The following is a 23,918-nucleotide window of genomic DNA, read 5'->3' on the forward strand; positions in this document are numbered from 1 at the left end:
GCCCGGTCATGACCTGGCGCGGGGCTGGAAGAGCGGCAGCGGCGAGACGTCCTCGTTCAGCGTTCCGGCGGAGGCCTCCACGGTCGGGAAGTGCGCGCGGTCGAAGACCTGGTGGAGGCTGGAGGTGCACTGCGGCGGTACGGCCACCTGGACGCCGACCTCGCCCGCCGTGCTCTTGGCCGCGATGTACCGGAAGCTCTCCTGCGGGGCCAGGTCGATGACCTGCCAACCCTGGTCGGCGGCCGGGTCGCCGTAGCGGCGGTGGTAGGCCCGCACCGGTGCGGCGGAGGTGTTGCGCACCTGGACGTGCAGGGCGCGGACGTCGCCGTGCCAGTCGAAGCGGGCCAGGTCCAGGCCCTCGGCGGCGGGGAGTTCCGGCACCCGGGCGCGCGGGCGGGCGTCGGGCAGCAGGACGATCGGCGAGCGGGCGCCGCAGCCGATGCAGGCGCCGGCCGCGTCCAGGCCGACCAGGTCGGCGTTCAGGCCGTAGCGGGTGATCTGGAGCTGCCCGCACCGGTGGCACCAGGTGTTGGTCGACTCCGTGTCGTACACGTTCCCCAGGTAGACGTGGTTGAGCCCCATGTCCATGGCGACCTTGCGGGCCCGTTCCAGCCGGTCGACGGGGGTGCGGATGGTGTTGGTCATCTTGTAGTCCGGGTGGAAGCGCACGAAGTGCGTGGGCACGTCGGGGCTGAGCCGCTCGCCGACGAACCTCGCCATGTCCCGGGCGGTCGCCTCGTCGTCGCTGAGGTCGGTGACCATCAGCGTGGAGACCTCGACGTGCTTCCCGGCCCGGAACACCTGCTCGGTGCCCTCCAGGACCGGTTCCAGCCAGCCCTTGGTGATCTTCCGGTAGTACTTCGGGTCCAGGGACTTGATCGACACCGAGAAGATGTCGATCACCGGGATCAGTTCCTCGATCGCCTCGCCGCTGATGAAGAACGCGGACTTGTAGAGGTTGACGATTCCCGCCGCCTTGGCGAGAGCGGCCGTCTCCACCACGAACTCGTGCCACACCACCGGGTCGTTGTAGGTCCAGGAGATCACCTTCACGCCGTGCCGGACGGCGATGTCCACGACCTCCTCGGGCGTGTAGTGGTAGACGTCCTTGTCCTCCACGTGGCGCGCCTGCGACGTCTTCCAGTTGTGGCAGTAGTCGCAGTTGAGCATGCAGCCGACGTTCCCCATCGAGAGGATCCGGGCGCCGGGCGCGTAGTGGAACACCGCCTCGGTCTCGATGGTCTCCTCGGTGGCGTGGACCGAGCGCCCGTAGTTCAGGGTCACCAGGCGACCGTCCCGGTTGGCCCGGACCATGCAGAATCCGTGCTGGCCGGGGCGGATCCGGCAGTTCCGGGGGCTGAGATGACATCGGACCACTCCGTCGTCCAGGCGTTCCTCCAGCCTGGCGGGGCGTGGTTCCTTGTCCCAGGTGTTCTGCGACATGGCTGTTCCTTCCGTGCGGTGGTACGGAGGCGGTGGTGCGGCGGCGACGGGTCGGGGCCGGACGGGCAGGGACGGGCAGGGACGGGCGGCCCGGCGCGGTCGTCCGCACCGGGCGGGGCCCTCCGGATCAGGCCGTCGCCGGAGGAGGTGCGGTCACGTGCGCGGGGCGCGCCGGGACGGGGCGCGCCGGGACGGGGCGGTCGGGCAACCCGAATTCCCGCACTGCGGTGCGGAATTCAGCATCGGCCCGCCCGTACATCCGCCCGTACATCCGCCCGCGGTCCGGAACCCCGCTGTCCCGGTGTCTCGCTTTCGCCGGGCGGGCCGGTTCCGCACGGGTTTCCGCGGTCACGAACGTCAAGCGGATCTCACTTTCCCTCATGACGAAGCCACTGCTGAGAAAAACGCCTCGTGAAGAGGCCGAAGCGGAGCGGGAGTTCGGTGAGAAATTCGCCAACTGCGATGAGCTTCGGCGTATGGGCTCCCGCCTGTCAAGAAGTCCGCGTGCCGCCCGATCCGGCCAACACCTCGAAGCGGACAGCGCCCTCCGGTCGCAGCGGGGCACAGGTTAGGCAAGCCTCACAAACGGTGATCTCGCGCCTGCCCAGCGGGTTCCCGGGCCCGGGAACGGCGGGGGCCGATCCGGCGGGGTGGCGCGGCCGGGATCGCCCGATGTGGGAGGAGGGCCGAAAATCGCCGCCCGTCGACGGAATACCTGCTGTCACAGAGCCGATCGGCCGCCCCACCCGCCGCTCGCCGAGCACCGGTAAAGGCAGTCCCGAGGGGGGGCGTGTGGAGCGACCGGGGTAACGAGGGGGCGGCCGTTGGGAATTCAGGGGGCGATGGGGCCGGACGGGGAGAGGATCCGGGAGAGGCCGAACTCGAAGCGCTCGGTGAAGGCGGCATCCTCCAGGTGCGGGACGACCCGGGCGAGCGCCGGGTAGCCGCCGCCGGCGAGGGCCGGGCCGAGGGTGTGCACGCCGTCCTGGGCGGCCAGGGCCTGCTCCTCCTGGGTCAGGCCGAAGGCCAGGTACCGGATGGTCCAGAACACCCAGGACGCGCGGCGCCCGTCCAGCCCGCCGTCGAGGAGCGCGGCGATCATGACATCGGCGAAGCGCAGGGTGCCGGGCTCGACGGCGTAGATGCCCCTTCTGCCGCGATCCCTCTACGCTGAGGACCGGTCAGCCCACCGGCGCCCCCTCCGGAGCCCCGGCGGCAGCCGCTCGCGCAGGTCCGCGGCGCCCTGCCGGCCGCCGACCTGATGCCGCTCACCACCACCCCGGCCACCCGCCGAGCCCGCACCGGAGGCGCCCGATGACCACCCTCCACCTCGGCGTCGACGCCGGCGGCAGCCACACCCGCGCCGTCCTCCTGGACGCCGCGGGCGCCGTCCGGGGCCGCGGCGAGAGCCCCGGCGCCAACCCCGCCGGAGAGGGCCCGGAGCCGGCGCTCGACCGGCTGGCGGCGGCGGTCACGGCCGCCCTCGACGGGCGCGGCCCGGGCCGGATCGCCGCCTGCCTGATCGGCCTCGCCGGGTACCGCTCCCTACCGGACCCGGACGCGTTCGCCGAGCGCTGCCGGGCCGCCCTCGGCCTCCGCCACCCGGTGCGACTCGTCCCCGACACCGTCCCGGCCCTGGCCTCCGGCGGCGTCACCGACGGCCACGGCACCGTCCTGATCGCGGGCACCGGCGCGATCTGCGTCCGGCTCGCCGGCACCCGCACGCTCGCGCGCGGCGGCGGGCTCGGCTGGCTGCTCGGCGACGAGGGCGGCGGCTTCTGGCTCGGCCGCGAGGCCCTGCGCCACGCCCACGCCGACCCGGCCGGCCCGCTCGGCACCGCCGTCCGCGCCCACTGCGCCGCCGACTCCCCCGACGCCCTGCTCCACTGGGCCTACGCCGGCCCGCCCCGCCGGCTCGCCACCATCGCCCCACTGGTCTCCCGGCTCGCCGAGCAGGGCGACCCGGCCGCCCGCGCCATCGCCGACACCGCCGCCGACCACCTGGCCGACCTCGCCCGCGCCACCGCCACCCCCGCCGAACCCCTGGTCCTCACCGGCTCGGTGGCCACCGCCCCCGGCCCGATCCGCGACCGCCTCCACCACCTCCTCGCCGACCTCCACCCCCGCCTCCCCCGCACCGACGCCGCCACTGCCGCCGCCCACCTCGCCACCCGCCTCGCCGCCGGGCGGTAGGCCGTAGGCGGTCCCGACGGATCACCAACTCTACTGCGCCCCACCGGAAATGGCATGCACGCCACTAGCCAACCGGTCAGTAACGCCCCTACCGTCGAGCTCCCGTGGCTTCGACGGAGGAGCTCCCCTTGCGCCTACGCCCCCACCCCCTGCGCTTCCCGGCCGCCGCCGCCGCGTCGGCCCTGCTCGTCACCGCCGCCCTGACCACCACCCCCACCGCCGCCGCCCCCGCCGCCCCGACCGCCACCGCGGCCGACTACTGCGGCGGCCACTGCCGGGACATCCTGCCGCCCGGCGAGAACGGCAACGCCACGCTCGCCGAGATCCTGCTCAACCGGATGTTCGGCAGCCGCCCCGCCCACACCGACGACCAGCTCGGCCCGTACGCCGCCCTCGCCTCCGGCTACCCGGGCCTGACCGAGGCCAAGCTGCGCGACTTCTTCAACGACGCCTCCTTCGGCGTCCCCGCCGACCAGGTGGCCAGCACCATCAGCCCGCGCGCCGACGTCACCATCGTCCGCGACAAGGCCACCGGCGTCCCGCACATCACCGGCACCACCCGCTACGGCACCGAGTACGGCGCGGGCTACGCCGCCGCCCAGGACCGGCTGTGGGTGATGGACCTGTTCCGGCACGTGGGCCGCGGCCAGCTGTCCGGCTTCGCCGGCGGCGCCGCCGCCAACCGCCAGCTGGAGCAGAGCTTCTGGCAGGCCGCGCCGTACACCGAGGCGGAACTGCAGCAGCAGATCGACGCCCTGGCGGCCCGCGGCGGCCGGGCCGCCCAGGCCCTCACCGACGCGAACGCGTACCTCGACGGCATCAACCAGTACGCCAAGGAGTCCTACAACGCCCGCACCTTCCCCGGCGAGTACGACCTGACCGGGCACATCGACCCGATCACCAACGCCGGGTCGATCGAGCCGTTCAAGCTGACCGACCTGGTCGCCCTGGCCTCCGTGGTCGGCGCCCTGTTCGGCTCCGGCGGCGGCGGTGAACTCGCCTCCGCCCAGGTCAAGTCGGCCGCCGAGGCCCGCTACGGCAAGGACGCCGGGGACGCGGTCTGGAAGTCGCTGCGCGAGGCCGACGACCCGGAGGCCGTCCAGACCCTGCACGACGGCCAGCGCTTCCCCTACGCCCCGGTCCCCGACGCCCCGCAGGGCGAGGCGCTGCCCGACCCCGGCTCGGTGGTGCCCGAGCGGATGATCTACGACGCCACCGGCACGGGCGCCGGCGCCGCGAGGACCGCCGCCCCGGGCGTGCTGCCCGGCAACCTGCTCACCGCCAAGCACGGCATGTCCAACGCGCTGCTGGTCTCCGGCGCCCACACCGACGACGGCCACCCGGTCACCATGTTCGGCCCGCAGACCGGCTACTTCGCCCCACAGCTGCTGATGCTTGAGGAGATCCAGGGCCCCGGCATCAGCGCGCGCGGCGCGGCCTTCGCCGGCCTGAGCTTCTACGTGCAGCTCGGCCGCGGCCAGGACTACGCCTGGAGCGCCACCTCCGCCGGGCAGGACATCACCGACACCTACGCCGTCCCGCTCTGCACCACCGACGGCTCCCCGGCCACCACCGCCGCCAACTCCTACCTCTGGCACGGCCAGTGCGTCCCCTTCGACCGGCTGGAACGCAAGAACACCTGGAACCCGACCACCGCCGACTCCACCGCCGCCGGCTCCTACACCCTGGTGATGTACCGCAGCAGGTACGGCCTGGTGACCGCCCGCGGCACGGTCGGCGGCGCCCCCGTGGCCTTCACCTCGCTGCGCTCCACCTACCGGCACGAGGCGGACTCCATCATCGGCTTCCAGGAGCTCAACGACCCCGGCGCGGTGCACGACGCGGCGGGCTTCCAGCAGGCGGCGCAGGACATCAACTACACCTTCAACTGGTTCTACGCCGACTCCCGCGACATCGCGTACTACAACTCCGGCAGCAACCCGGTGCGCGCCCCCGGGGTCGACCCCGGCCTGCCGCTGCGCGCCGAACCGGCCTACGAGTGGGCCGACTTCGACCCCGCCACCAACACCGCCCGGTACACCCCGGCGGCCGAGCACCCGCAGTCCGTCAACCAGGACTACTACATCTCCTGGAACAACAAGCAGGCCGACGGCTTCACCTCGGCCGGGTTCGGCAACGGCTCGGTGCACCGCGGCAACCTGCTCGACGACCGGGTCAAGGCGCTGCTGCGCAACGGCGGCAAGGCGAGCCGGGTCTCGCTCACCCAGGCCATGGCCGGCGCCGCCCTGGCCGACCTGCGCGCCGAGGACGTCCTGCCGGACCTGATCCGGGTGCTGCGCAGCGCCCCCGTCACCGATCCGGCCGCCGCCACCGCGCTCCAGCAGCTGGAGGCCTGGCTGGCGGACGGCGCCCAGCGGAAGGAGACGTCGCCCGGCAGCCACGGCTACGCGGACGCCGCCGCGATCCGCGTCCTGGACGCCTGGTGGCCGCTGGTCGCGGAGGGCGTCATGCGGCCCGGCCTCGGAGACCAGCTGTTCACGGCCCTGACCGGCGCCCTGCAGATCAACGAGTCGCCCTCCGGCGGCCAGCCCGGTCCCGGCGGCGGCGGCCCCGTGAGCGCCAACGAGGCGATCCCGCACAAGGGTTCGGCCTTCCAGTACGGCTGGTGGAGCTACCTGGACAAGGACCTGCGGTCCGTCCTGGGCGACCAGGTGGCCGGCCCGCTGGCCCGCCCGTACTGCGGCGGGGGCGATCTGGCGGCCTGCCGGGGCGTGCTGCTGGACACCCTGAAGCGGGCGGCCGCCCAGACCCCGGCCCAGGTCTACCCGGGCGACGCGGACTGCTCCGCCGGCGACCAGTGGTGCGCCGACACGATCATCCAGCGCCCGCTCGGCGGTGTCACGGACGACAAGACCACCTGGCAGAACCGTCCGACCTACCAGCAGGTGGTGCAGTTCCCGAGCCACCGCTGAACCCATGCCGCTGTCTTCCACCCGGGCGGGGGCACCCGCGTGGAAGACAGCGGCCCGGGCCCGACGGGCGGGGACGGGGCGCAGCACCTAGCGTGGTCCGGGGCGACCGGGGCGGCACCGCCGCCGAGGTCGGCGACCCCCGAGGACCCGACCCCCGCGATTCCCCGCAGAGGCCCAGGAGGTAAGCCGACCATGACCGTCTCCCTGTCCGATCTCACCGGGGACTACGTCCTCGACCCCGCCCACACCCGGATCGGCTTCGTGGCGCGCCACGCCATGGTGACCAAGGTCCGCGGCTCCTTCACCGCCTTCGAGGGCAGCGCCCACCTCGACGGCGCCGACCCGGGCCGTTCCACCGCCCGGGTGACGATCCGGACCGACAGCATCGACACCGGCGTCGAGCAGCGCGACCAGCACCTGCGCACCAACGACTTCCTGGACGTGCCGAAGTTTCCGACCATCGCCTTCGCCACGACGGCAATCGAGCCGCGCGGGGACGGCGAGTTCCGGGTGACGGGCGACCTCACCGTCAAGGACGTCACCCGCCCGGTCACCATCGACGTCGAGTACACCGGCAACGCCGTCGACCCCCAGGGCAACCTGCGGGTGGGCCTGGAGGGTTCGGTGACGATCAGCCGCAAGGACTTCGGGGTGACCTGGAACGCGGCCCTGGAGGGCGGCGGCGTCCTGGTCGGCGACAAGGTCGTCCTGGAGTTCGACGTCTCGGCCGTCCGGCAGGGCCAGTAGCGGCCGCAGGAACCCCTGAGGCCCGCCATCCCCCGCCCACCGGGCCCCGAAATCCGCCGGACCGGGCGCCGCAGGTCCGGTTAGGCTCCTGACATGGCGACAGACGGCTCCCTCGCAACCGGCCAGCGCTCCCTCGGCGATCCCACCCTCGACTACCCGTTGTGGCCCCCGCTCACCGCGGGCTGTCCCCGCACCGGCACCGAGGACGTGTCCTACCCCGTCGAGGTCGACTACGCCTACCGCAAGGCCGACGCGGCCGCCCTGTTCGCCCCGGGGTCGGACGCCGGGGCGCCGCGCGGCGGGCTGGAGCGGTGGGCCCCCCTGCTGCCGCCGCTGCTCGCGCCGGGCCTGGGCGAGGGCGGCACGCCGCTGGTCGAGCTCGAACCCGGGGTGTACGTCAAGGACGAGGCCCGCAACCCGACCTGGAGCCATAAGGACCGGCTGAACCGCTGCACCACCAGCGCCGCCGTGGGCGTCGGCGCGCCCGGGATCGCGGTGGCCTCCTCCGGCAACCACGGCGCGTCCGCCGCCGCCTACGCCGCCCGGGCCGGGCTGCGCTGCGTGGTGTTCACCGGGCCCGACCTGCCGCCGGCCGTCGACGCGTTCCTCAACGCCTACGGCGCCGTCGTGCTGCCGGTGCCGTGGGAGGCCCGCTGGCCGCTGCTGCGGCAGGTCGTGGACCGGCTGGGCCTGCACCCGGTCAGCAACCTCACCACCACCCACACCGGCCACGCGTACGGCCCCGAGGGCTACAAGACCGTCGCGTACGAGATCTTCCGGGACATCGGCGTGCCGGCCGCGGTGTTCGTGCCCACCGGCTACGGGGAGCTGCTCTTCGGCGTCTGGAAGGGCTTCAGCGAACTGCACCGGCTCGGCCTGGCCGACCGGGTGCCGCGCATCGTCGCCTGCGAGTCCGCGTCCGGCGCGCCGCTCGCGCTGGCCGTCCGCCAGGGCCTGCCGGCGGCCCGGGTGACGGTGGGGCCGAGCGAGGCGTACTCGATCGCCTCCCCGGTCGGCGGTTACCGGGGCGTGGTCGCGGTCCGCGAGAGCGGCGGCCGGGTGCTGACCCTGGACGACGGCCAACTCGCGGCCGCCCAGGCCGAACTGGCCCGCTCCGGGCTCTGGACGGAGCTGTCCGCGGCGGCCGGGCTCGCGGGGCTGCGCAGCCTCGGCGGCGTCGAGGGCCTCGGGCAGGCCGAGGGGCCGGTGGTGTGCGTGTCGACGTCCAGCGGTTTCAAGGACCGGGGCGTCGGCGCGCGGTCGACCGCGCCGGTCGCCCCGGAGTGGGAGGAGGTCCGCCGCCGCCTGCATACGGCCGGAATCCGCGGCTAGGCCATGCCCGGCCGGGCCTTTCCCCCAACTCCCGCCCGCCGTTGGAGGCCTGCTGTTCGCCGTCCGGTTCTCCGGCGTAGGGTTGGCGTTCGCCGCGGCCGCCCAGGCTGGTCCGGATCCGCACCGCCCCCGCTCCTCCCCGTGCGTCGAAGGGCTGTCACCGTGTCCCGTTCCCCCCGCCGTCTGCTGCCGCTGGCCGTCGCCGTCGCGGCGGTGCCCGTACTCGCCCTGCCGGTCGTCCCGGCCGCCGCGGCCTCGTACGGCACTCCGACGATCACCTTCTCGGCCGGCTACCTGTCCGGCGCGGTCGGCGCCACCGGCGACCCGACGGTGTCCGTGGCGGTGGCGCAGAGCGGGGCCGCGGCCTCGGCGCTGACCGTCGCCGCCTCGGCGAGCACCCGCAGCGCCGTCGCGCGGACCGGCGACGTGGCGGTGACGGGCACCGGCGGCACCCGCACCCTGGCGGTCGCCGCGCAGGGCGTCGGCTACACCGACCTCACCATCAAGGTGACCGGCCTGGGCGGCAAGACCGCGACCCGCACCCTGCACTACGCGGCCTCCCCCGCCGTCCAGTTCCCGGCCGCCAGCCGCTACCTGACCGGCTCCAGCGACGCCTCCGCCGCGGTGGACGCGGGCGGCGGCTACATCCTGGTCGGCGACGACGAGTCCAACGTGCTGCGGCTGTACGACCGCAACGCCTCCGGCGCGCCGGTCCGCACCTGGGACTTCAGCTCCGCGCTCGGCGTCTCCAAGGAGATCGACATCGAGGCCGCGGCCCGGGTCGGCGACACGATCTACTGGACGGGCTCGCTCGGCAACAACAAGGACGGCAAGGTCAAGCCGGACCGGCACACCGTGTTCACCACGAAGGTCACCGGCTCGGGCGCCAACACCCAGCTGTCGCTGGCCGGTTCGTACCACGGCCTGCGCGACGACCTGATCGCCTGGGACGGCGCCCACGGCGACCGCTACGGCTTCGCGGCGGGCGCGGCGGACGGCCAGGCGCCCAAGCAGATCGACGGATTCAACGTCGAGGGGCTGGAGTTCGCCCCGGGCAGCACCACCACCGCGTACATCGGCTTCCGCGCGCCGCTGACCCCGGCGGTCACCGGCGGCCGCGCGCTGCTCGTCCCGGTCACCAACCTCCCGTCGCTGCTGTCCGGTTCGGCCTCGCACGCGACCTTCGGCGAGCCGGTCGAGCTGGACCTCGGCGGGCTCTCCATCCGCGACCTGCGCCGCAACGACCTCGGCCAGTACCTGATCGTGGCCGGCTCCTGGTCCGCCGAGGACAACTCCGCCCCGTACGCCCTCTACCGCTGGAACGGGCAGCCGGGTTCCCAGCCGGCCAAGCTGGTCGACCTGCCGACCAGCGACGCCGGCGCCTGGGAGGCCGTCCCGGACGTCCCGAACCTGGACGCCCCCGGCGCCCGGGCCCAGCTGATCACCGACGACGGCTCCGCCGACCTGTACGGCGACGGCACTGCCGCCAAGGACCTCGCCCAGCCGGAGTGGAAGAAGTCCCGCTCCACCTGGTTCAGCCTGAACTGACCTGCGCCCGGCCGGGGCGGGCCCACGAACCGCCCGCCCCGGCCGGCCCCGCGGACCGCCCGGCTCAGAGTTCGACGAGCACCTTGCCCCGGCTCGCGGAGCGGTCCACGTACAGGCTGCGGTAGGCGGCCGGAATGTTGTCGAAGCCCCGGTGGACGGTCTGCTGGTAGCCGAGGTCCCCACTGCGGACGAGCGCGCCCAGCTCCTGCCGCAGCGCCGACCAGTTCTCCTCGGTGAACCACTCCAGCGAGAAGATGCCGCGGATGGTGGTGCGCGGGAACATGATCATCGGCAGCAGTCGCGGGCCCGCCCAGTCGCCGCCGACCTGGCTGCCCCACTGCCAGCAGACCGCGACCCGGCTGTCCACGGCGAGCTGGGAGAAGACCGCGTCGGTGAGCGCCCCGCCCAGGCTGTCGAAGTAGCGGTCGATGCCGGCCGGGGCGAGCTTGGCGATTTCCTCCCGCAGCCGCTCGGGGTCGTCGCCGTCGCGGTAGAGCAGGACCGCGTCGAAGCCCAGCTCACTCAGCCGGGCGGCCTTGGCCGGGGTGGCGGTGGTGCCGATGACCCGGGCCCCCCGGTGCCGGGCCAGCTGTCCGACCACCGAGCCGACCGCCCCGGACGCCCCGCTGACCAGCACGGTGTCCCCCGGCCGGACCTTCAGGAACTTCTCGACCGTACCCCAGGCGGTCATCCCCGGGCCGCCGAGGACGCCGAGGGCGGTGGAGATCGGCAGGGCGTCGTCGTAGTCGCTCCGGTCCAGTCGCCGGTAGGCGGGGAAGACCATCGGGAAGGTGCCGGTCTGCCAGAGCGCCGGGGCGCCGTTGCTGATCACGTGGCTGCGCCAGCCGCCGAAGCCCTGCACGAGGTCGCCGACGGCGAAGGCGGCGTCCGGCCCGGCCTCCACCACCTCCATGATGGAGTCCGCGCCCATGTGGTCGCCGATCGGGGTGTCCAGGGCGATCCCCTGGAGGTACGGGTCGACCGAGACGTACCTGGTCCGCAGCAGCATCTCGTCCGCGGCGAGGCGGACGTCCACCTCCTCGACCACCTTCCGGTACATCCGCTCGACGTCCGGCACGCCGTCCACGTGCTCGCGGACGACCCACTTCTCGACCCTCATGAGGTGACTCCAAACCGCCGGTCGGCGGGCCCGACCGGTTCGATGACCAGGGTGGGCGGCGGCGCGCTGTCGTCCACGGCGGCGGTGAACGGCCGGCCGTCGTCGCGGCAGATGAACTGGACGACGTGCCGGCCGGCGGCGGCCGCCCGGATCAGCCCCCCGGTGGTCGCCCACACGCCGGAGAGGTAGAAGTTCGCCAGGCCGGGCAGCCCGGGCCCGTTGCGCTTGATCTCCTCCTCCAGGGTCTCGCCGCTCTCCACGAACGGCTGCCAGCCGAGCACCGTGCCGTCGTAGTTGCCGGTGTAGCGGACCTGGGTGAGCGGGGTGGACACGTCCTTGACCGCGACGGCGTCCCGCAGGCCGGGGTGGTGCCCGTCCAGGAACTCCACGATGGCGTCCCGCACCCGCCGCTTCTCGCGCTGGTACTCGCGGCCGCGCCCCACCGGCAGGGTGTGCAGTTCCTCGCCCCGCCGCAGCCGCGGCGCCTGCTCCGGGCCGGTGCTCAACTCCCGCCAGGGGGCGATGTCGCAGAAGTAGCTGGCGTAGACGACGGTCGTCGCGGCGGGCGACAGCTCGGGGTAGTGGCGGCTGCGGAACTGGACGTTGATGCTGGCGTGGCGGATGCCGGTGAGCCGGTCGGCGACCTCGTCCTCCAGCAGGTAGGTGGTGCACGGGTCCCCGGCCGGGAAAGGGCGGCGCAGGCCGAGGAAGACGGTGAGGTAGCCGGGGAAGACCATGCCGGGCTCGGTGATGGTCCGGGTGTACAGCCGGCGGTAGGTGTCGTTCAGGTAGCGGCCCTTGAGCAGGTCCAGCATGGTGGTGCGTCCGTCGCAGGCGGCGACCACGATGTCCGCCCGGATCTCCCGGCCGTCGCTCAGCCGCACCCCGACGGCCCGGTCCTGCTCGACCAGGATCTCGGCCACCTTGGTGTTGTAGCTGATCTCGCCGCCGAGCCGCCGGTAGCGCTGCTCGATCGAGCGGGCCAGCCCGAGCGAGCCGCCCTCCGGCACCCCGGCCGACTGCCCGGCGTGCGAGGCGAGTTGGAAGTAGGTGGGCAGCACCGGGAAGTTGGGGTGCTGCTCGTAGAGCACGAAGTTGAACGCCTCGCGTAGCAGCGGGCTCCGGAAGCGCGCCGAGTAGTCGCTCATCAGCACCGTGATCGAGCGCCGGATGACGTTGAAGTACGGCAGGAAGGAGGCGAGCATCCGCCAGCGTTCGGCCCGGCCCATCAGCCCGACCGGCTTGAGGAAGGGGTAACGGACCAGGGCGCGGCGGAACTTGCGCAGCCCTGCGCAGAACTGCCGGATCCGCCGGGCGTCCTCCGGGGCGAGGTCGAGCAGGTGCGCTTCGAGGCGGTCGGGGTCGGAGTAGAAGTAGACGGCGCGGCCGTCCCGGGTGCGCACCACGTTGAAGACGTCGAAGTTGCGCATCACCTTGCCCTGCAGCGCGCCGAGTTCGAGCCAGATCTGGTGCATCTCGTTGCCGGGGCCGCTGCCGAGCAGCCAGCTCACGCAGCAGTCGAAGGTGAACTCGCCGCGGTCCCAGGCCGTGCAGCAGCCGCCGGGGAGTTCGTGCATCTCCAGGACGGTGGTGCGGTAGCCGTTCATCTGCGCGTAGCAGCCGGTCGACAGGCCGCCCAGCCCGCCCCCGACGATCACCATGGTCTGCCTGCTGGTATTCGTTCCGGTCATTCCGGCACTCCCACGGTGGCCCGGTCGAGTTGCGGCAGTTTGCCCAACTTGCCCGTGTGCCAAGGTTCCTGGTTTTCGCTGGGCCAGGCCCGGAACGGCCGGCCGAGCTCCCGGCAGAGGTACTGCGCGGCGTACCGGCCGCTGGTGGCGGCGCGGATCAGGCCGCCGAGGCCGGCCCACTGCCCGGCCATCGAGAAGCCGCGCAGCCCGGGCAGCCGCATCCGGTCCCGGTTGACCAGCCGGTTGGCGGCGTCCTCGGCCTCGGAGAAGGCCTGCCAGGCGAGGATGCTGCCGTAGGTGTTGCCGGTGAACCGCTCGGTGGTCACCGGGGAGGCGACGTCGACGAGTTCGATCCGGCGGCCGAGCCCGGGGTACGTCCGCTCCAGGAACTCCCGGACGAACGCAGCGACTTCCTGCTTGCGCGCCCGGTAGGCGCGGCGGTCGCGGACCCGCAGGTCCTTCCAGGAGCGGTAGTCGCTGAAGTAGGTGCAGTGCAGCACCGACTTGCCGGGCGGCGCGAAGCCCTCCGCGTAGTCCGACCGCATCTGGACGACCAGGCTGTGCTGGAGCGAGCCGGGCAGCCGGGCGCCCTGCTCGGGGGGCAGCAGGTAGGTGGTGCTGTGCGGTTCGCCCTCGGGCAGCGGGCCGTCCACGCCGACGAAGGCCGAGACGACGGCCGGGTACAGGTTGCCGGGCTTGTCCAGCAGCTCGCCGTACAGCCGGTCGGTGGCGGGGCTGGACCAGCGGCCTTCGAGGAGCCGGTCGAGCACCGTCGGTCCGTCGCAGGCGGCCACCACGTGGTCGGCGAAGTGCCGGGAGCCGTCCCGGAGTTGGACGCCGACGGCGCGGTCCCCCTCGATCAGGATCCGCTCCACCCGGCAGCGGTAGCCGATCACCCCGCCGAGCGAGGTGTAGCGCTCCTCCACCGAGCGGGCCAGCCCGAGCGAACCGCCCTGCGGGAAGCCCGCGTTGCCGTTGTGCGCGGCGGCCAGGGTGTACAGGTACGGCAGCAGCGGGAAGCCGGCCGGCTCCTGGAGGAACATGTTGGGCAGCGCCCGCCGCAGCAGAGGGTCCTGGAAGCGCTCGGCGAAGCCGCTCATCGGGGTCGTCGCGGTCCGCCAGAAGAGCCGGAACGCGGGCAGCACGGTGCGCAGGGTGCGCAGCCGCTCGGCCGGGCCGCGCAGCGGCGGCGGGGTGAGGTCCCAGGGCAGGTCGATGGCGGCGAAGCGGCGCAGGTCCCGGCAGAAGGCGCGGATCGGCTTGGCGTCGCCGGGGGCGGTGGCCAGCAGGTGCTGTTCCAGCCGGTCCGGGTCCCCGTAGAAGGTGACGGCGCGGCCGTGTTCGTCGACGACGCGGTTGAAGACGTCGAAGCGGGTGATCGACTTGCCGTCGAGGGCGCCGAGTTCGCGCCACACCTGGTTCGCCCCGGTGCCCTCGGCGGTGCCGATCAGCCAGTCGATGCAGTAGTCGAACAGGTAGCCGTGCCGGGACCACGCGGTGCAGCAGCCGCCGGGCAGCACGTGCTTCTCGAAGATCCGGGTCTCCAGCCCGCTCATCTGCGCGTAGCAGCCGGTGGAGAGCCCGCCGATGCCCGCGCCGATCACGATGACCCGGGGCGGGCCGCCGGAAGCCCGCTCCCGGCTCGACCAGTCCGGTCCGCGCTCAGGCCCGGCCATCGGCGGTGCCTCCGGCCAGGATGGCGCCCGCCAGTTCGGCGTTGCGGGCGGCGAATTCGGCGTCGAGCATCTCGGCGTGGCTGCCGTGCCCGGCGTGGACGGCGGTGCCGGCGCTGGAGGCGCCGTGCCAGGAGCCGTGCTCGCCGCCCGCGTGCAGCGCCAGCCGGTCCCGTTCGCAGACCACGTTGAGCGGGGCCTTCAGGACGCCCAGGTTGGGGGTCCGGCTGCAGAACGCCAGGTAGTCCCGGGCCTGTTCGAGGGTCTCCTGGGCGACGATCCGGGAGCCGGTGTGCCGGTGCAGGTGCTCGTGGAGTTCGCGCTCGAAGACGGCCAGGTGCTCCTCTCCGAGTTCGAAGGGCTCGGGGATCCGGTAGGAGTCCACCACCAGGACGGAACTGACCGTACGGCCTCGGCGTTCGAGCTCCCGGGCCACCTCGAAGGCGAGGTTGCCGCCGAGCGAGTAGCCGAGCAGGACGTACGGCCCCGACTCCTCCAGCTCCTCGACCAGGTCGGCGTAGCGGGCGGTCTTGTCGTCGCCGGTGAGGTAGTTGAAGGCGGCGAGCCGGTGGTCGGGCAGGTGGGCGGCGAGCTGGCGGTAGACCAGGCCGTGGCCGCCGGCCGGCGGGAAGCAGAACACCGTCCGCCCCTCGGGCGCCCCGGGGTTGAACCAGAGGTACGGCTGCCCGCCGGCGACTTCGCCGGTGATGATCTGCTCCAGCGTGCGGGCCATCCCGTGCAGGGTGGTGACCTTGAACAGCAGCCCGACCGGGATGCTGATGTTGAACTCGGTCTGCAGGTGGTGGATCAGCTCGATCAGCCGGATGGAGCTGCCGCCGAGTTCGAAGAAGTCGTGCTGGAGGCCGACCTCCGCCACGCCGAGCAGCTTGCTCCAGTGCTCGGCGGTGCGGATCTCGTAGAGGGTGACGGGCGGTTCGTGCTGCGCGTCGCCGGTGTCGATCCGGGGCTCGGGCAGGGCGGCCAGGTCGACCTTGCCGTTGGGGGTGAGCGGCAGGGCGGCCAGTTCGGTGAGGTGGGAGGGGATCATCACGGTGGGCAGGTGCTCGGCCAGGTGGCGGCGCAGTTCCCGGCGGTCCAGGGTGGTCCCCTCGGCGGGGACCAGGTAGGCGGCCAGCACGGCTTCGCCGGTGGCGTCCTGACGGACCGCCACACACGCCTGGGCCAGTTCGGGGCGGGCGGTGAGGTGGGCCTCGATCTCGCCGATCTCGATCCGGTGGCCGCGCACCTTGACCTGGTTGTCGATCCGCCCGAGCAGGTGGGCGGTGCCGTGGGCGTCCCAGTGTCCGAGGTCGCCGGTGCGGTAGAGCCGGACGGGCGGGCCGTCGAGCTCCAGGGTGGTGAAGCGCCGGGTGGTCTGCTCCGGGTCGTTCGGGTAGCCGGCGGCGACACCGGCGCCGCCGATCCACAGCTCGCCGGGCACGCCGGGCGGTACCGGCTCGCCGTAGTGGTCGAGGATGTACAGCGCGCTGTTGGGGAAGGGCCGGCCGATCGGCACCATCCGGCCGGGTTCCAGCGCGTCGGCCCCGCCCTCGTAGTAGCTGGTGTCGATGGTGGCCTCGGTCAGGCCGTAGGAGTTGACCAGCCGGGTGTCCGGCCCGCACAGGGCGCGCAGCCGCCGGTGCTCGGCGGCCTTCCAGGAGTCGGAGCCGACGACCAGCAGCCGCAGGAAGTCCAGCCGCAGGCCCTCGCGTTCGCAGTGGGCCAGCAGGCCGCGGGCGACGGCGGGCACGAACTCGCCGCAGTCGACGGCCTCCTCGCGCATGGTGCGGTACAGCCGGGCGGTGTCGAACAGCAGGTCGCGGTCGACCAGGACGAGGGTGCCGCCGGTGCTCAGCGCCCGGGCGAGGTCGCCGGAGAAGACGTCGAAGGCGGTCCCGGCCATCTGGAGGTGCACCCGGGCCTCGGTGTCGAGGCGGTACTCGGCGCGCCAGCCCGCGGTGACGGCGGCGAGGTTGCGGTGGTCGACCCGCACGGCCTTCGGGCGGCCGGTGGAGCCGGAGGTGTGGATGACGTAGGCGGGGCGGTCCGGGTCGGCGGCGGGCAGCGGGCCGCTCTCGGCGGCCGGCCGGTCGAGTTCGTCCAGGGTGACGGGGCGGACGGGCGGCTCGGTGCCGAACGGGTTCCGCTCGGCGACCACGACGAGGGCGGCTCCGGCGTCGGTCACCTGGTAGGCGAGCCGGTCGGCCGGGTGGCCGGGGTCGAGCGGCAGGTAGGCGGCGCCGGCCCGCCAGATCGCCAGCAGGACGACGACCAGCTCGGGTGACTTGTCCAGGCAGACCGCGACCACCGAGCCTTCGCCGACGCCCAGTTCGCGCAGCCGCAGGGCCGTCCGCTGGGCCCGCCGGTCGAGCTCGCCGTAGGTGAGGCGGCGGACGCCGTCCGGGCGGGGGGAGGTGACGGCGACGGCCTCGGGGTGTTCGGCGGCGGCCTTGGCGACGAGTTCGGGCACCGGGGTGTCGTGGTCGGCCCGCCGGTCGGCGCCGCTGAAGCCGGTGAGGATGCGGCGGCGTTCGGCCTCGTCGAGCATCCGCAGCCGGCCGACCGGGCGGTCGGTGCCGGCGCTGGTCATGGCGTCCAGCAGGTTGCGGTAGTGCGCGGCCAGCCGCTCGACGGTGGCGGCGTCGAAGAGGTCGGAGTTGTACTTGAACACGCAGTGGAAGCAGCCGTCCGCGCGGTCCTCGTAGGCGGACAGCGTCAGGTCGAACTGCCCTTCCTCCTCGGGGAGTTCGATGTACTCCAGGCGGTAGCCGAAGCGTTCCACGGCGACCTTGTGGGTGAGCAGGATGAACATCGCCTGGAACACCGCCGAGCGGCTGGGGTCGTGCTGGAGCCCCAACTGCTCGACCAGCAGCGGGAACGGGTACTCCTGGTTGTCCAGGCCGCCGAGCACGCTCTCCCGCACCCGGGCCAGCAGCTCGGCCACGGTCGGCTCCCCGGCCAAACTGACGTGCAGCGGCAGCGGGTTGACGAAGTAGCCGTAGACGGAGGCGAACTCCTCCTGGGTGCGGCCGGTGACGGGGCTGCCGACCACGATGTCCTGCTGGCCCGACCAGCGGTGCAGCAACAGGTAGTAGGCGCTCAGCAGCACCATGAACGGGGTGGCGTGGTGCGCGCGGGCCAGCTCGTGGACGCGGGCGGTCAGGTCGGCGTCGAGCCGGAAGAACGCCGAGGCGCCGTTGTGGGTCTGCACGGCCGGCCGGGGCCGGTCGGTGGGCAGGGCGAGGACGGGCATCTCGGCCGGCAGGTGGCCGCGCCAGTAGTCGAGCATCCGCCGGGCGTCGGGGCCGGCCAGGAAGCGGTTCTGGTGGTTGAGGAAGTCGAGGTAGCGGGCGGCCACGGCGGGGAGTTCGGGGGTGCGGCCCTGGCGCAGCGCCTCGTAGACCTCGAACAGCTCCTCGATGAAGGTGAAGGTGGAGATCGCGTCCGAGACGATGTGGTGGACGGCCTTCATCAGGATCCAGCGGTCCGGTCCGCGCCGGAACAGCCGCAGCCTGACCAGCGGGTCGTTCGCGAGGTCGTACGGCCGCCGGTACTCGGCGACGATCAGCGCGTGGATCTCCTCCCAGGGGCGGCCCTCGACGTCGAACAGGCCGGTGTCGGCCACCGCCTCCGGGCGGATCCGCTGGACCGGCCGGCCCTCCTCGGCGGTGAAGGCGGCCCGCAGCCCGGGGTGCCGGGCGACCAGCGCGCGGAAGGCGGCGAAGACCAGCTCGGGGTCGAGCTCGGCGCGCACCTCCACCGCGCCGCCGATGTTGTAGGCGAAGCCGTCCGGGTGCAGCTGGCGCAGGAACCACAGCGCCTGCTGATTGTGGGTGAGCGGGTAGCGGGCCTCGTCGGTGTACAGCGCGACCTCGGCCTGCTCGGGGCCGCCCTCGGCGTCGAGCCGCCCGGCCAGGCCGGCGACGAGCAGGTCGACCAGGTCGCCGACGGTGCCGTTGCTGAGCAGCGCCACCACCGGCAGGGCGACGCCCAGTTCGCCGTGCACCCGGGCGCGCAGCTCCATCGCGAGCAGCGAGTCCAGCCCGTGTGCGCCGAGTCTGGTGTCCGGGGCGATCCGCTCGGCACCGATCCGCAGCACGGCCGCGGCGGCGGCGGTGAACCGCTCGGTGACGAGCCGGTGCCGGGTCGGCGGATCCGCCGTGCGGTAGGCGTCCAGGAAGCCGCCGGTCTCGGCCGGGGCCTGCTCGGCGGCGCTGGCGGCCAGGTCGGCGACCAGCGGCGGCGGCGCGGGGTACCAGGCGAGGAAGGTCGGCCAGTCGACCACGGTGGCGACCAGCAGCTGGGCGCGGTCCTGGCCGAGGACGCGTTCCAGCACGGCCGTGCCGGCGTCCGGCGGGAGCGAGCTCATGCCGCGGGCGTCGCGGTAGTGGGCGACCAGGCCCAGTTCCTCGATCATGCCGGTGGCCCAGGGGCCCCAGTCGAGGCTGAGCGCGGGCAGGCCGGCGGCCCGGCGGTGGTGGGCGAGGGCGTCCAGGAAGGCGTTGCCGGCCGCGTAGTTGGTCTGCCCGGCGGTGGTGAGCAGCGAGGCGACGGAGGCGAACAGCACGAAGTGGTCGAGCGGTTCGTCGCGCAGCAGCCGGTGCAGCAGGTGGCCGCCGACCACCTTCGGGGCGTATCCGGCGTCGAAGGCGGCCCGGTCCATCTGCGGCACCAGCACGTCCTTGACCTGCCCGGCGAGGTGGAACACCCCGCGGATGGGCGGGCGTTGGCGCTGCCGGTAGTCGGCGAGCCAGGCGGCGAGGGCGGTCTCGTCGGTGACGTCGACGGGGGCGAGCAGCGGTTCGGCGCCGAGCGCCTGGAGTTCGCGCAGGAAGGCGATCCGTTCCCCGGCCGGGCTGGCGGGGTCGGTCCGGTACCACTGGTCGCGCTCGGGCAGCGCGGTGCGGCCGACCAGGATCAGCCGCCGGGCGCCGCGCCGGACCAGGGTGCGGCAGAGCAGTCGGCCGAGCGCGCCGAACGCGCCGGTGACCAGGTAGCTGCCGTCGGGGCGCAGGACCGGCGGCAGCGGGCGGGTGAGGCCCTCGGCCTGGCGGAGCCGGCTGGTGCGGCGGTGGCCGGCCCGCAGGGCGATCTCCTGCTCGTCCCGGGAGGCGAGTTCGGCGAGCAGCGCCTCGGCCTGGTCGAGCGGGTCGGCGGCGGGGTCGAGGTCGATCAGGGTGCCGCGCTGGGCGACGAGTTCCTGCTGCCAGAGCACCCGTCCGATGCCCCAGGCGGGTGCGCCGAGCGGCTCGACCCGGTCGGCGGGGTCGGCGGCCTGGGTGCCCCGGGTGACGATGTGCAGCCGGGCGTCCGGGAGGGCGGCGGGCAGGGCCTGGGCGAGGGCGATCAGCGCGTAGCCGCCGAGGGTGGCGAGCTGGCCGAGCCGGTCGGCCGTGGTGGTGTCGAGGGCGGGCTGGTCGAGGTTCCACAGCTGGACGACGGTGCGGTAGCCGGGGCCGAGGTCGGTGAGGAGCCGGGTGAGGTCCTCGGCGGAGTCCGGGCGCACGGTCGAACGCCCGTCGCCGGGCCGGTAGCCGGTGCCGGGCCGGACCAGGTGGCAGCGGGCGCCGCGTTCGGCGGCCAGCGCGGCGAGGCGTTCGGCGAGGCCGCCGGTGTCGGCGAACAGCAGCAGGTCGCCGAGGTCCTGGTCGGCGGGCGCGGCCGGGGCGTCCGTCCAGGCGAGTTCGGTGAGCCAGCCGTCGATGGTGGCGAGGCCGACCGAGGCGGGGGCCTGCGCGACGTCGGCGACCCGGAAGCCGGTGATCCGGCCGACCGGGGTGCCGTCCTCGGTGTACAGGGCGAGGTCGCCGACGAGTTCGCCGCCGCCCTCGCGGGTGACGGTGGCGTGCGCCCACAGCGGCCGGTCGCCGACCTGGTCGAGCCGGACCTCCTCGATGGACACCGGCAGCCGCACGCCGCCGTCCTCGGGCGTGAGCAGCCGGGTGGCCAGCAGGGTCTGGAAGCAGGCGTCGAGCAGCACCGGGTGCACCTGGTGGTCGGCCGCCTCGGGGCCGAGCCGGTCGGTCGGGCTGATCCGGGCCAGTGCCTCGCCGGGGCTCGCCCACACCTCCTGGACGGCCTGGAAGGCGGGCCCGTAGTCGTAGCCGCGGGCGGCCAGGAGCCGGTAGCAGTCGGGGCCGTCGAAGCGCTGTCCGCGCGAGCGGATCGCCTCGACGTCCAGCGCCGGCCCGTGGGCGCGGCGCTGGCCGGTGCGGACCCGGCCGCCGGCGTGCACCACCGGTTCGCCGCCGGCCGGGGTGGAGGCGATGGTGAAGCGGGCGTCCTCCGGGGCGTAGCCGAGCTGGACGGGGGTGGGCTCGGTGTCGGAGAGGAACAGGGCCCGGTTCAGCTCGATCTCGGCGAGCACCACCTCGGTGCCGCCGGTGAGGGCGCGGACGGCCTGGGCGGCCATCTCCAGGTACCCGGCCGCAGGGAAGACCACCTGGCCCTCGATCCGGTGGTCGGCCAGGTAGGGCAGCCGCTCGGGGTCGAGTGCGGTGGTCCAGGCGGGTTGGGCGCTCGCGGTGCGGCGGCCGAGCAGCGGGTGGTCGACCTCGCCGAGCCGGACCTGCCGGACGGCGCTCGGCTCGACCCAGTACCGGTCGCGCCGCCACGGGTAGCCGGGCAGCGGCACCGGCCGGCCGGCCGGGTGCAGTGCGCGCCAGTCCGGTTCGACGCCCAGGGTGTGCAGTTCGGCGAGCGACCGGGTGAAGCAGGCGGGCTCGTCGGCGTGCCGGCGGATGGACGGCAGGGCGTGCGCGCCGTCGACGCACTCGCGGATCGCGTGGCCGAGCACCGGGTGCGGGCCGACTTCCAGGAACAGGCCGTGCCCGTCCTGGGCCATCCGTTCGACGGCGGCGCGGAAGCGCACCGGGTTGCGGACGTTGTGCCACCAGTACCCGGCGTCGAGTTCGGGGCCGCGGGCGAGGCCCTCGCGGGCGGTGAGGTAGAGCGGCAGCCGGGCCTCGTTGGGCTTGAGCGCGGCGAGCGCGGCGGTCAGCTCGTCCCGGATCGGGTCCATCCGCACGCTGTGGTACGGGACTTCGACGTCCAGGAAGCGGGTGAACACCTCCTGGCCGCGCAGTTCCTCGGCGAGTTCGCGCAGCGCGTCGGTGTCGCCGGCCAGGGTCACGGCGGAGGGGCTGTTGACGGCCGCCAGCGAGACCCGGGCACGGTACGGGCGGATCCGGCGCTCCGCCTCGGCCTCCGGGAGGCCGACGGCGAGCATGGTGCCGGTGCCGGACAGCCGCTGCTGGAGGCGGCTGCGGGCCAGCACCACCCGGACGGCGTCGGCCAGGTCGTACACCCCGGCCTCGTGGAAGGCGGCGACCTCGCCGGTGCTGTGCCCGACCACCGCGTCGGGGCGCAGGCCGTGGCTGCGCCAGAGCGCGGACAGGCCCAGCTGGACGGCGAAGTTGGCGGGCTGGGCGAGCCAGGTCTCGGCCATCCGGGAGTCGACCTCGTCGCGGTGCAGCTCGTCGAGCAGGGACCAGCCGGCCTGCTCGCGGATCTCCCGGTCGCAGGCCTGGACGGCCGCCCGGTAGACCGGTTCGTTCTCGTACAGGCCCCGGCCCATGCCCCACCACTGCGGGCCCATGCCGGTGAACACCCAGGCCAGGCGGCGCTGTTGGCGCTCCCGGGCACGGCCCTGGAGCACCCGGGGGTGCGCCTCGCCGCGCTCGTGGGCGGCCAGCGCCTCGTCCAGGTCGTCCTGCGTGGAGTAGACCACCGCGAGCCGCTCGGGCAGGTGCTGGCGCCGGTGCGCCAGGGTGTGGCCGAGGTCGGCGAGCGGCACCCCGGCGGCAAGCTCCCGGCGGATTCCGGCGGCGAGTTCGGGCAGTCCGGCGGCGTCCTTGGCGCTCAACGGCAGCACGGTGCAGGCCGGCTGCGGGGCCGGGGCGGCGGGCCCGGCGCTCGGCGCCTCCTCCAGCAGGACGTGCGCGTTGGTGCCGCCGAAGCCGAAGGAGTTGACGCCGGCCCGGGCCGGCCCGTCGTGCTCGGGCCAGTCGACCGGGGCGGTCGGGATGTCGAAGGGCAGCGCGGCCAGGTCGATGCCGGGGTTGGGCCGTTCCAGGTTGAGGTGCGGCGGGATCCGCCGGTGCTTGAGGGCGAGGGCGGTCTTGATCAGCCCGGCGACGCCGGCGGCGGCCTCGGTGTGCCCGATGTTGGTCTTCACCGAGCCGACGTAGCAGCGGTCGCCCGGGCGGCGGCCGACGCCCAGCACCCGGCCGAGCGCGGCCGCCTCGATCGGGTCGCCGACCGGGGTGGAGGTGCCGTGCGCCTCGACGTACTGGAGGCTGCCGGGCAGCACCCCGGCCTCGGCGCAGACCCGTTCGATCAGGGTGACCTGGGCATCCGCGCTGGGGACGGTGATGCCGTTGGTGCGCCCGTCCTGGTTGACGCCGCTGCCGAGGATGACGGCGTGTACCGGGTCGCCGTCGCGCAGCGCGTCCGACAGCCGCTTGAGGACGACCACGCCGACCCCCTCGGCCCGGACGTAGCCGTCGGCGGAGGCGTCGAAGGCGCGTGAGCGGCCGTCGGCGGACAGGAAGCCGCCCTTGGTCTCGGCGATCGTGTACTGCGGCGCCATGTGCAGCAACGCGCCGCCCGCCAGGGCGAGTTCGGTCTCGCCGCGGAGCAGGCTCTGGCAGGCGAGGTGCACCGCGACCAGGGAGGAGCTGCAGGCGGTGTCGATCGAGACGCTGGGGCCGCGGAAGTCGAAGCAGTGCGAGATCCGGTTGGACACCATCGTCATCATGGTGCCGGTGGCGGTGTGCGCGGCGAGCGTGCGGAAGTCGAGGTCGGCGAACTGGAGGATCTTGTAGTCGAGGGTGAAGGCCCCCATGTAGACGCCGACGTCGCGGCCGGCCAGCTCGCCGGGGCGCAGGCCGCCGTCCTCCAGGGCCTCCCAGCTGACCTCCAGGAGCTTGCGCTGCTGCGGGTCCATGTGCTCGGCCTCGCGCGGGCTGATGCCGAAGAAGTCCGGGTCGAAGGTGTCGAAGCCGTCGATGTAGCCGCCCCGGCCGCCGATCAGGCGGCCCGGTTTGGAGCGGTCGCGGCTGCCGAGCGTGCCGGTGTCGTAGCGGTCGGCGGGTGTCGCGGTGAGGCAGTCCCGGCCCTCGACGAGGTTGCGCCAGTAGGTCCGGTGGTCGTTGGCGTGTCCCGGCAGGCGGCAGCCGATGCCGGTGATCGCGATCCGGTCGCAGGGCACGGCGAAGGGCGAGGTGGTCATGATCCA

At 74.0% G+C, this 23,918-nt stretch carries 11 protein-coding genes; 5 read left to right on the top strand and 6 right to left on the bottom strand.

Annotated elements, in window-relative coordinates; translation table 11 throughout:
- Positions 1–6: 6 nt before the first annotated feature.
- Together amrS and AB0R04_RS09375 are read right to left on the bottom strand one after the other, a co-directional pair.
- Positions 7–1,443, bottom strand: a complete 1,437-nt coding sequence (gene amrS / locus AB0R04_RS09370) for an AmmeMemoRadiSam system radical SAM enzyme (protein WP_063346372.1) — start codon at positions 1,441–1,443, stop codon at positions 7–9.
- An 832-nt stretch (positions 1,444–2,275) separates the two neighbouring features.
- On the bottom strand, positions 2,276–2,587 hold the full coding sequence (locus AB0R04_RS09375; RefSeq protein WP_363369753.1) for a TetR/AcrR family transcriptional regulator C-terminal domain-containing protein: 312 nt from the start codon (positions 2,585–2,587) through the stop codon (positions 2,276–2,278).
- A gap of 170 nt (positions 2,588–2,757) precedes the next feature.
- Here AB0R04_RS09375 and AB0R04_RS09380 point away from each other — a divergent pair, with 170 nt between their 5' ends.
- From AB0R04_RS09380 to AB0R04_RS09400, 5 genes are all read left to right on the top strand, one after another.
- Positions 2,758–3,636, top strand: coding sequence for a BadF/BadG/BcrA/BcrD ATPase family protein (locus AB0R04_RS09380; protein ID WP_363369529.1), 879 nt, complete (start codon positions 2,758–2,760; stop codon positions 3,634–3,636).
- Between the two features lie 200 nt (positions 3,637–3,836).
- Complete coding sequence (locus tag AB0R04_RS09385; protein ID WP_363369754.1) at positions 3,837–6,569, top strand: penicillin acylase family protein; 2,733 nt, start codon at positions 3,837–3,839, stop codon at positions 6,567–6,569.
- A gap of 192 nt (positions 6,570–6,761) precedes the next feature.
- A complete protein-coding gene (locus AB0R04_RS09390; protein WP_363369531.1) occupies positions 6,762–7,316 on the top strand; it encodes a YceI family protein in 555 nt (184 codons plus the stop codon).
- A gap of 93 nt (positions 7,317–7,409) precedes the next feature.
- The gene (locus tag AB0R04_RS09395; RefSeq protein ID WP_363369533.1) at positions 7,410–8,648 is read left to right on the top strand and encodes a pyridoxal-phosphate dependent enzyme; all 1,239 of its coding nucleotides are present in this window, start codon (positions 7,410–7,412) and stop codon (positions 8,646–8,648) included.
- Between the two features lie 192 nt (positions 8,649–8,840).
- Complete coding sequence (locus AB0R04_RS09400; protein WP_363369756.1) at positions 8,841–10,196, top strand: hypothetical protein; 1,356 nt, start codon at positions 8,841–8,843, stop codon at positions 10,194–10,196.
- A gap of 64 nt (positions 10,197–10,260) precedes the next feature.
- On the opposite strand, the gene AB0R04_RS09405 is transcribed toward AB0R04_RS09400, so the two are convergent.
- The 4 genes from AB0R04_RS09405 to AB0R04_RS09420 are packed head-to-tail and all read right to left on the bottom strand — an operon-like array spanning position 10,261 to position 23,912.
- Positions 10,261–11,316 (bottom strand): NADP-dependent oxidoreductase, encoded by a 1,056-nt coding sequence (locus AB0R04_RS09405; protein ID WP_363369535.1) that lies wholly within the window; start codon positions 11,314–11,316, stop codon positions 10,261–10,263.
- Entirely contained in the window at positions 11,313–12,977 is a 1,665-nt protein-coding gene (locus AB0R04_RS09410) for an NAD(P)/FAD-dependent oxidoreductase (protein WP_363369758.1), read from the bottom strand. Before AB0R04_RS09410 ends, AB0R04_RS09405 begins: the two co-directional genes overlap by 4 nt.
- 26 nt (positions 12,978–13,003) lie before the next feature.
- Positions 13,004–14,683: an NAD(P)/FAD-dependent oxidoreductase gene (locus AB0R04_RS09415; protein WP_363369537.1), complete on the bottom strand. Its 1,680-nt coding sequence runs from the start codon at positions 14,681–14,683 to the stop codon at positions 13,004–13,006.
- Positions 14,670–23,912: an amino acid adenylation domain-containing protein gene (locus AB0R04_RS09420; protein ID WP_363369539.1), complete on the bottom strand. Its 9,243-nt coding sequence runs from the start codon at positions 23,910–23,912 to the stop codon at positions 14,670–14,672. Before AB0R04_RS09420 ends, AB0R04_RS09415 begins: the two co-directional genes overlap by 14 nt.
- Between the last annotated feature and the right edge of the window lie 6 nt (positions 23,913–23,918).

Origin of the sequence: Kitasatospora sp. NPDC056731, assembly GCF_040687675.1 — a bacterium.
In the GTDB taxonomy this organism is placed as follows: Bacteria; Actinomycetota; Actinomycetes; order Streptomycetales; family Streptomycetaceae; genus Kitasatospora.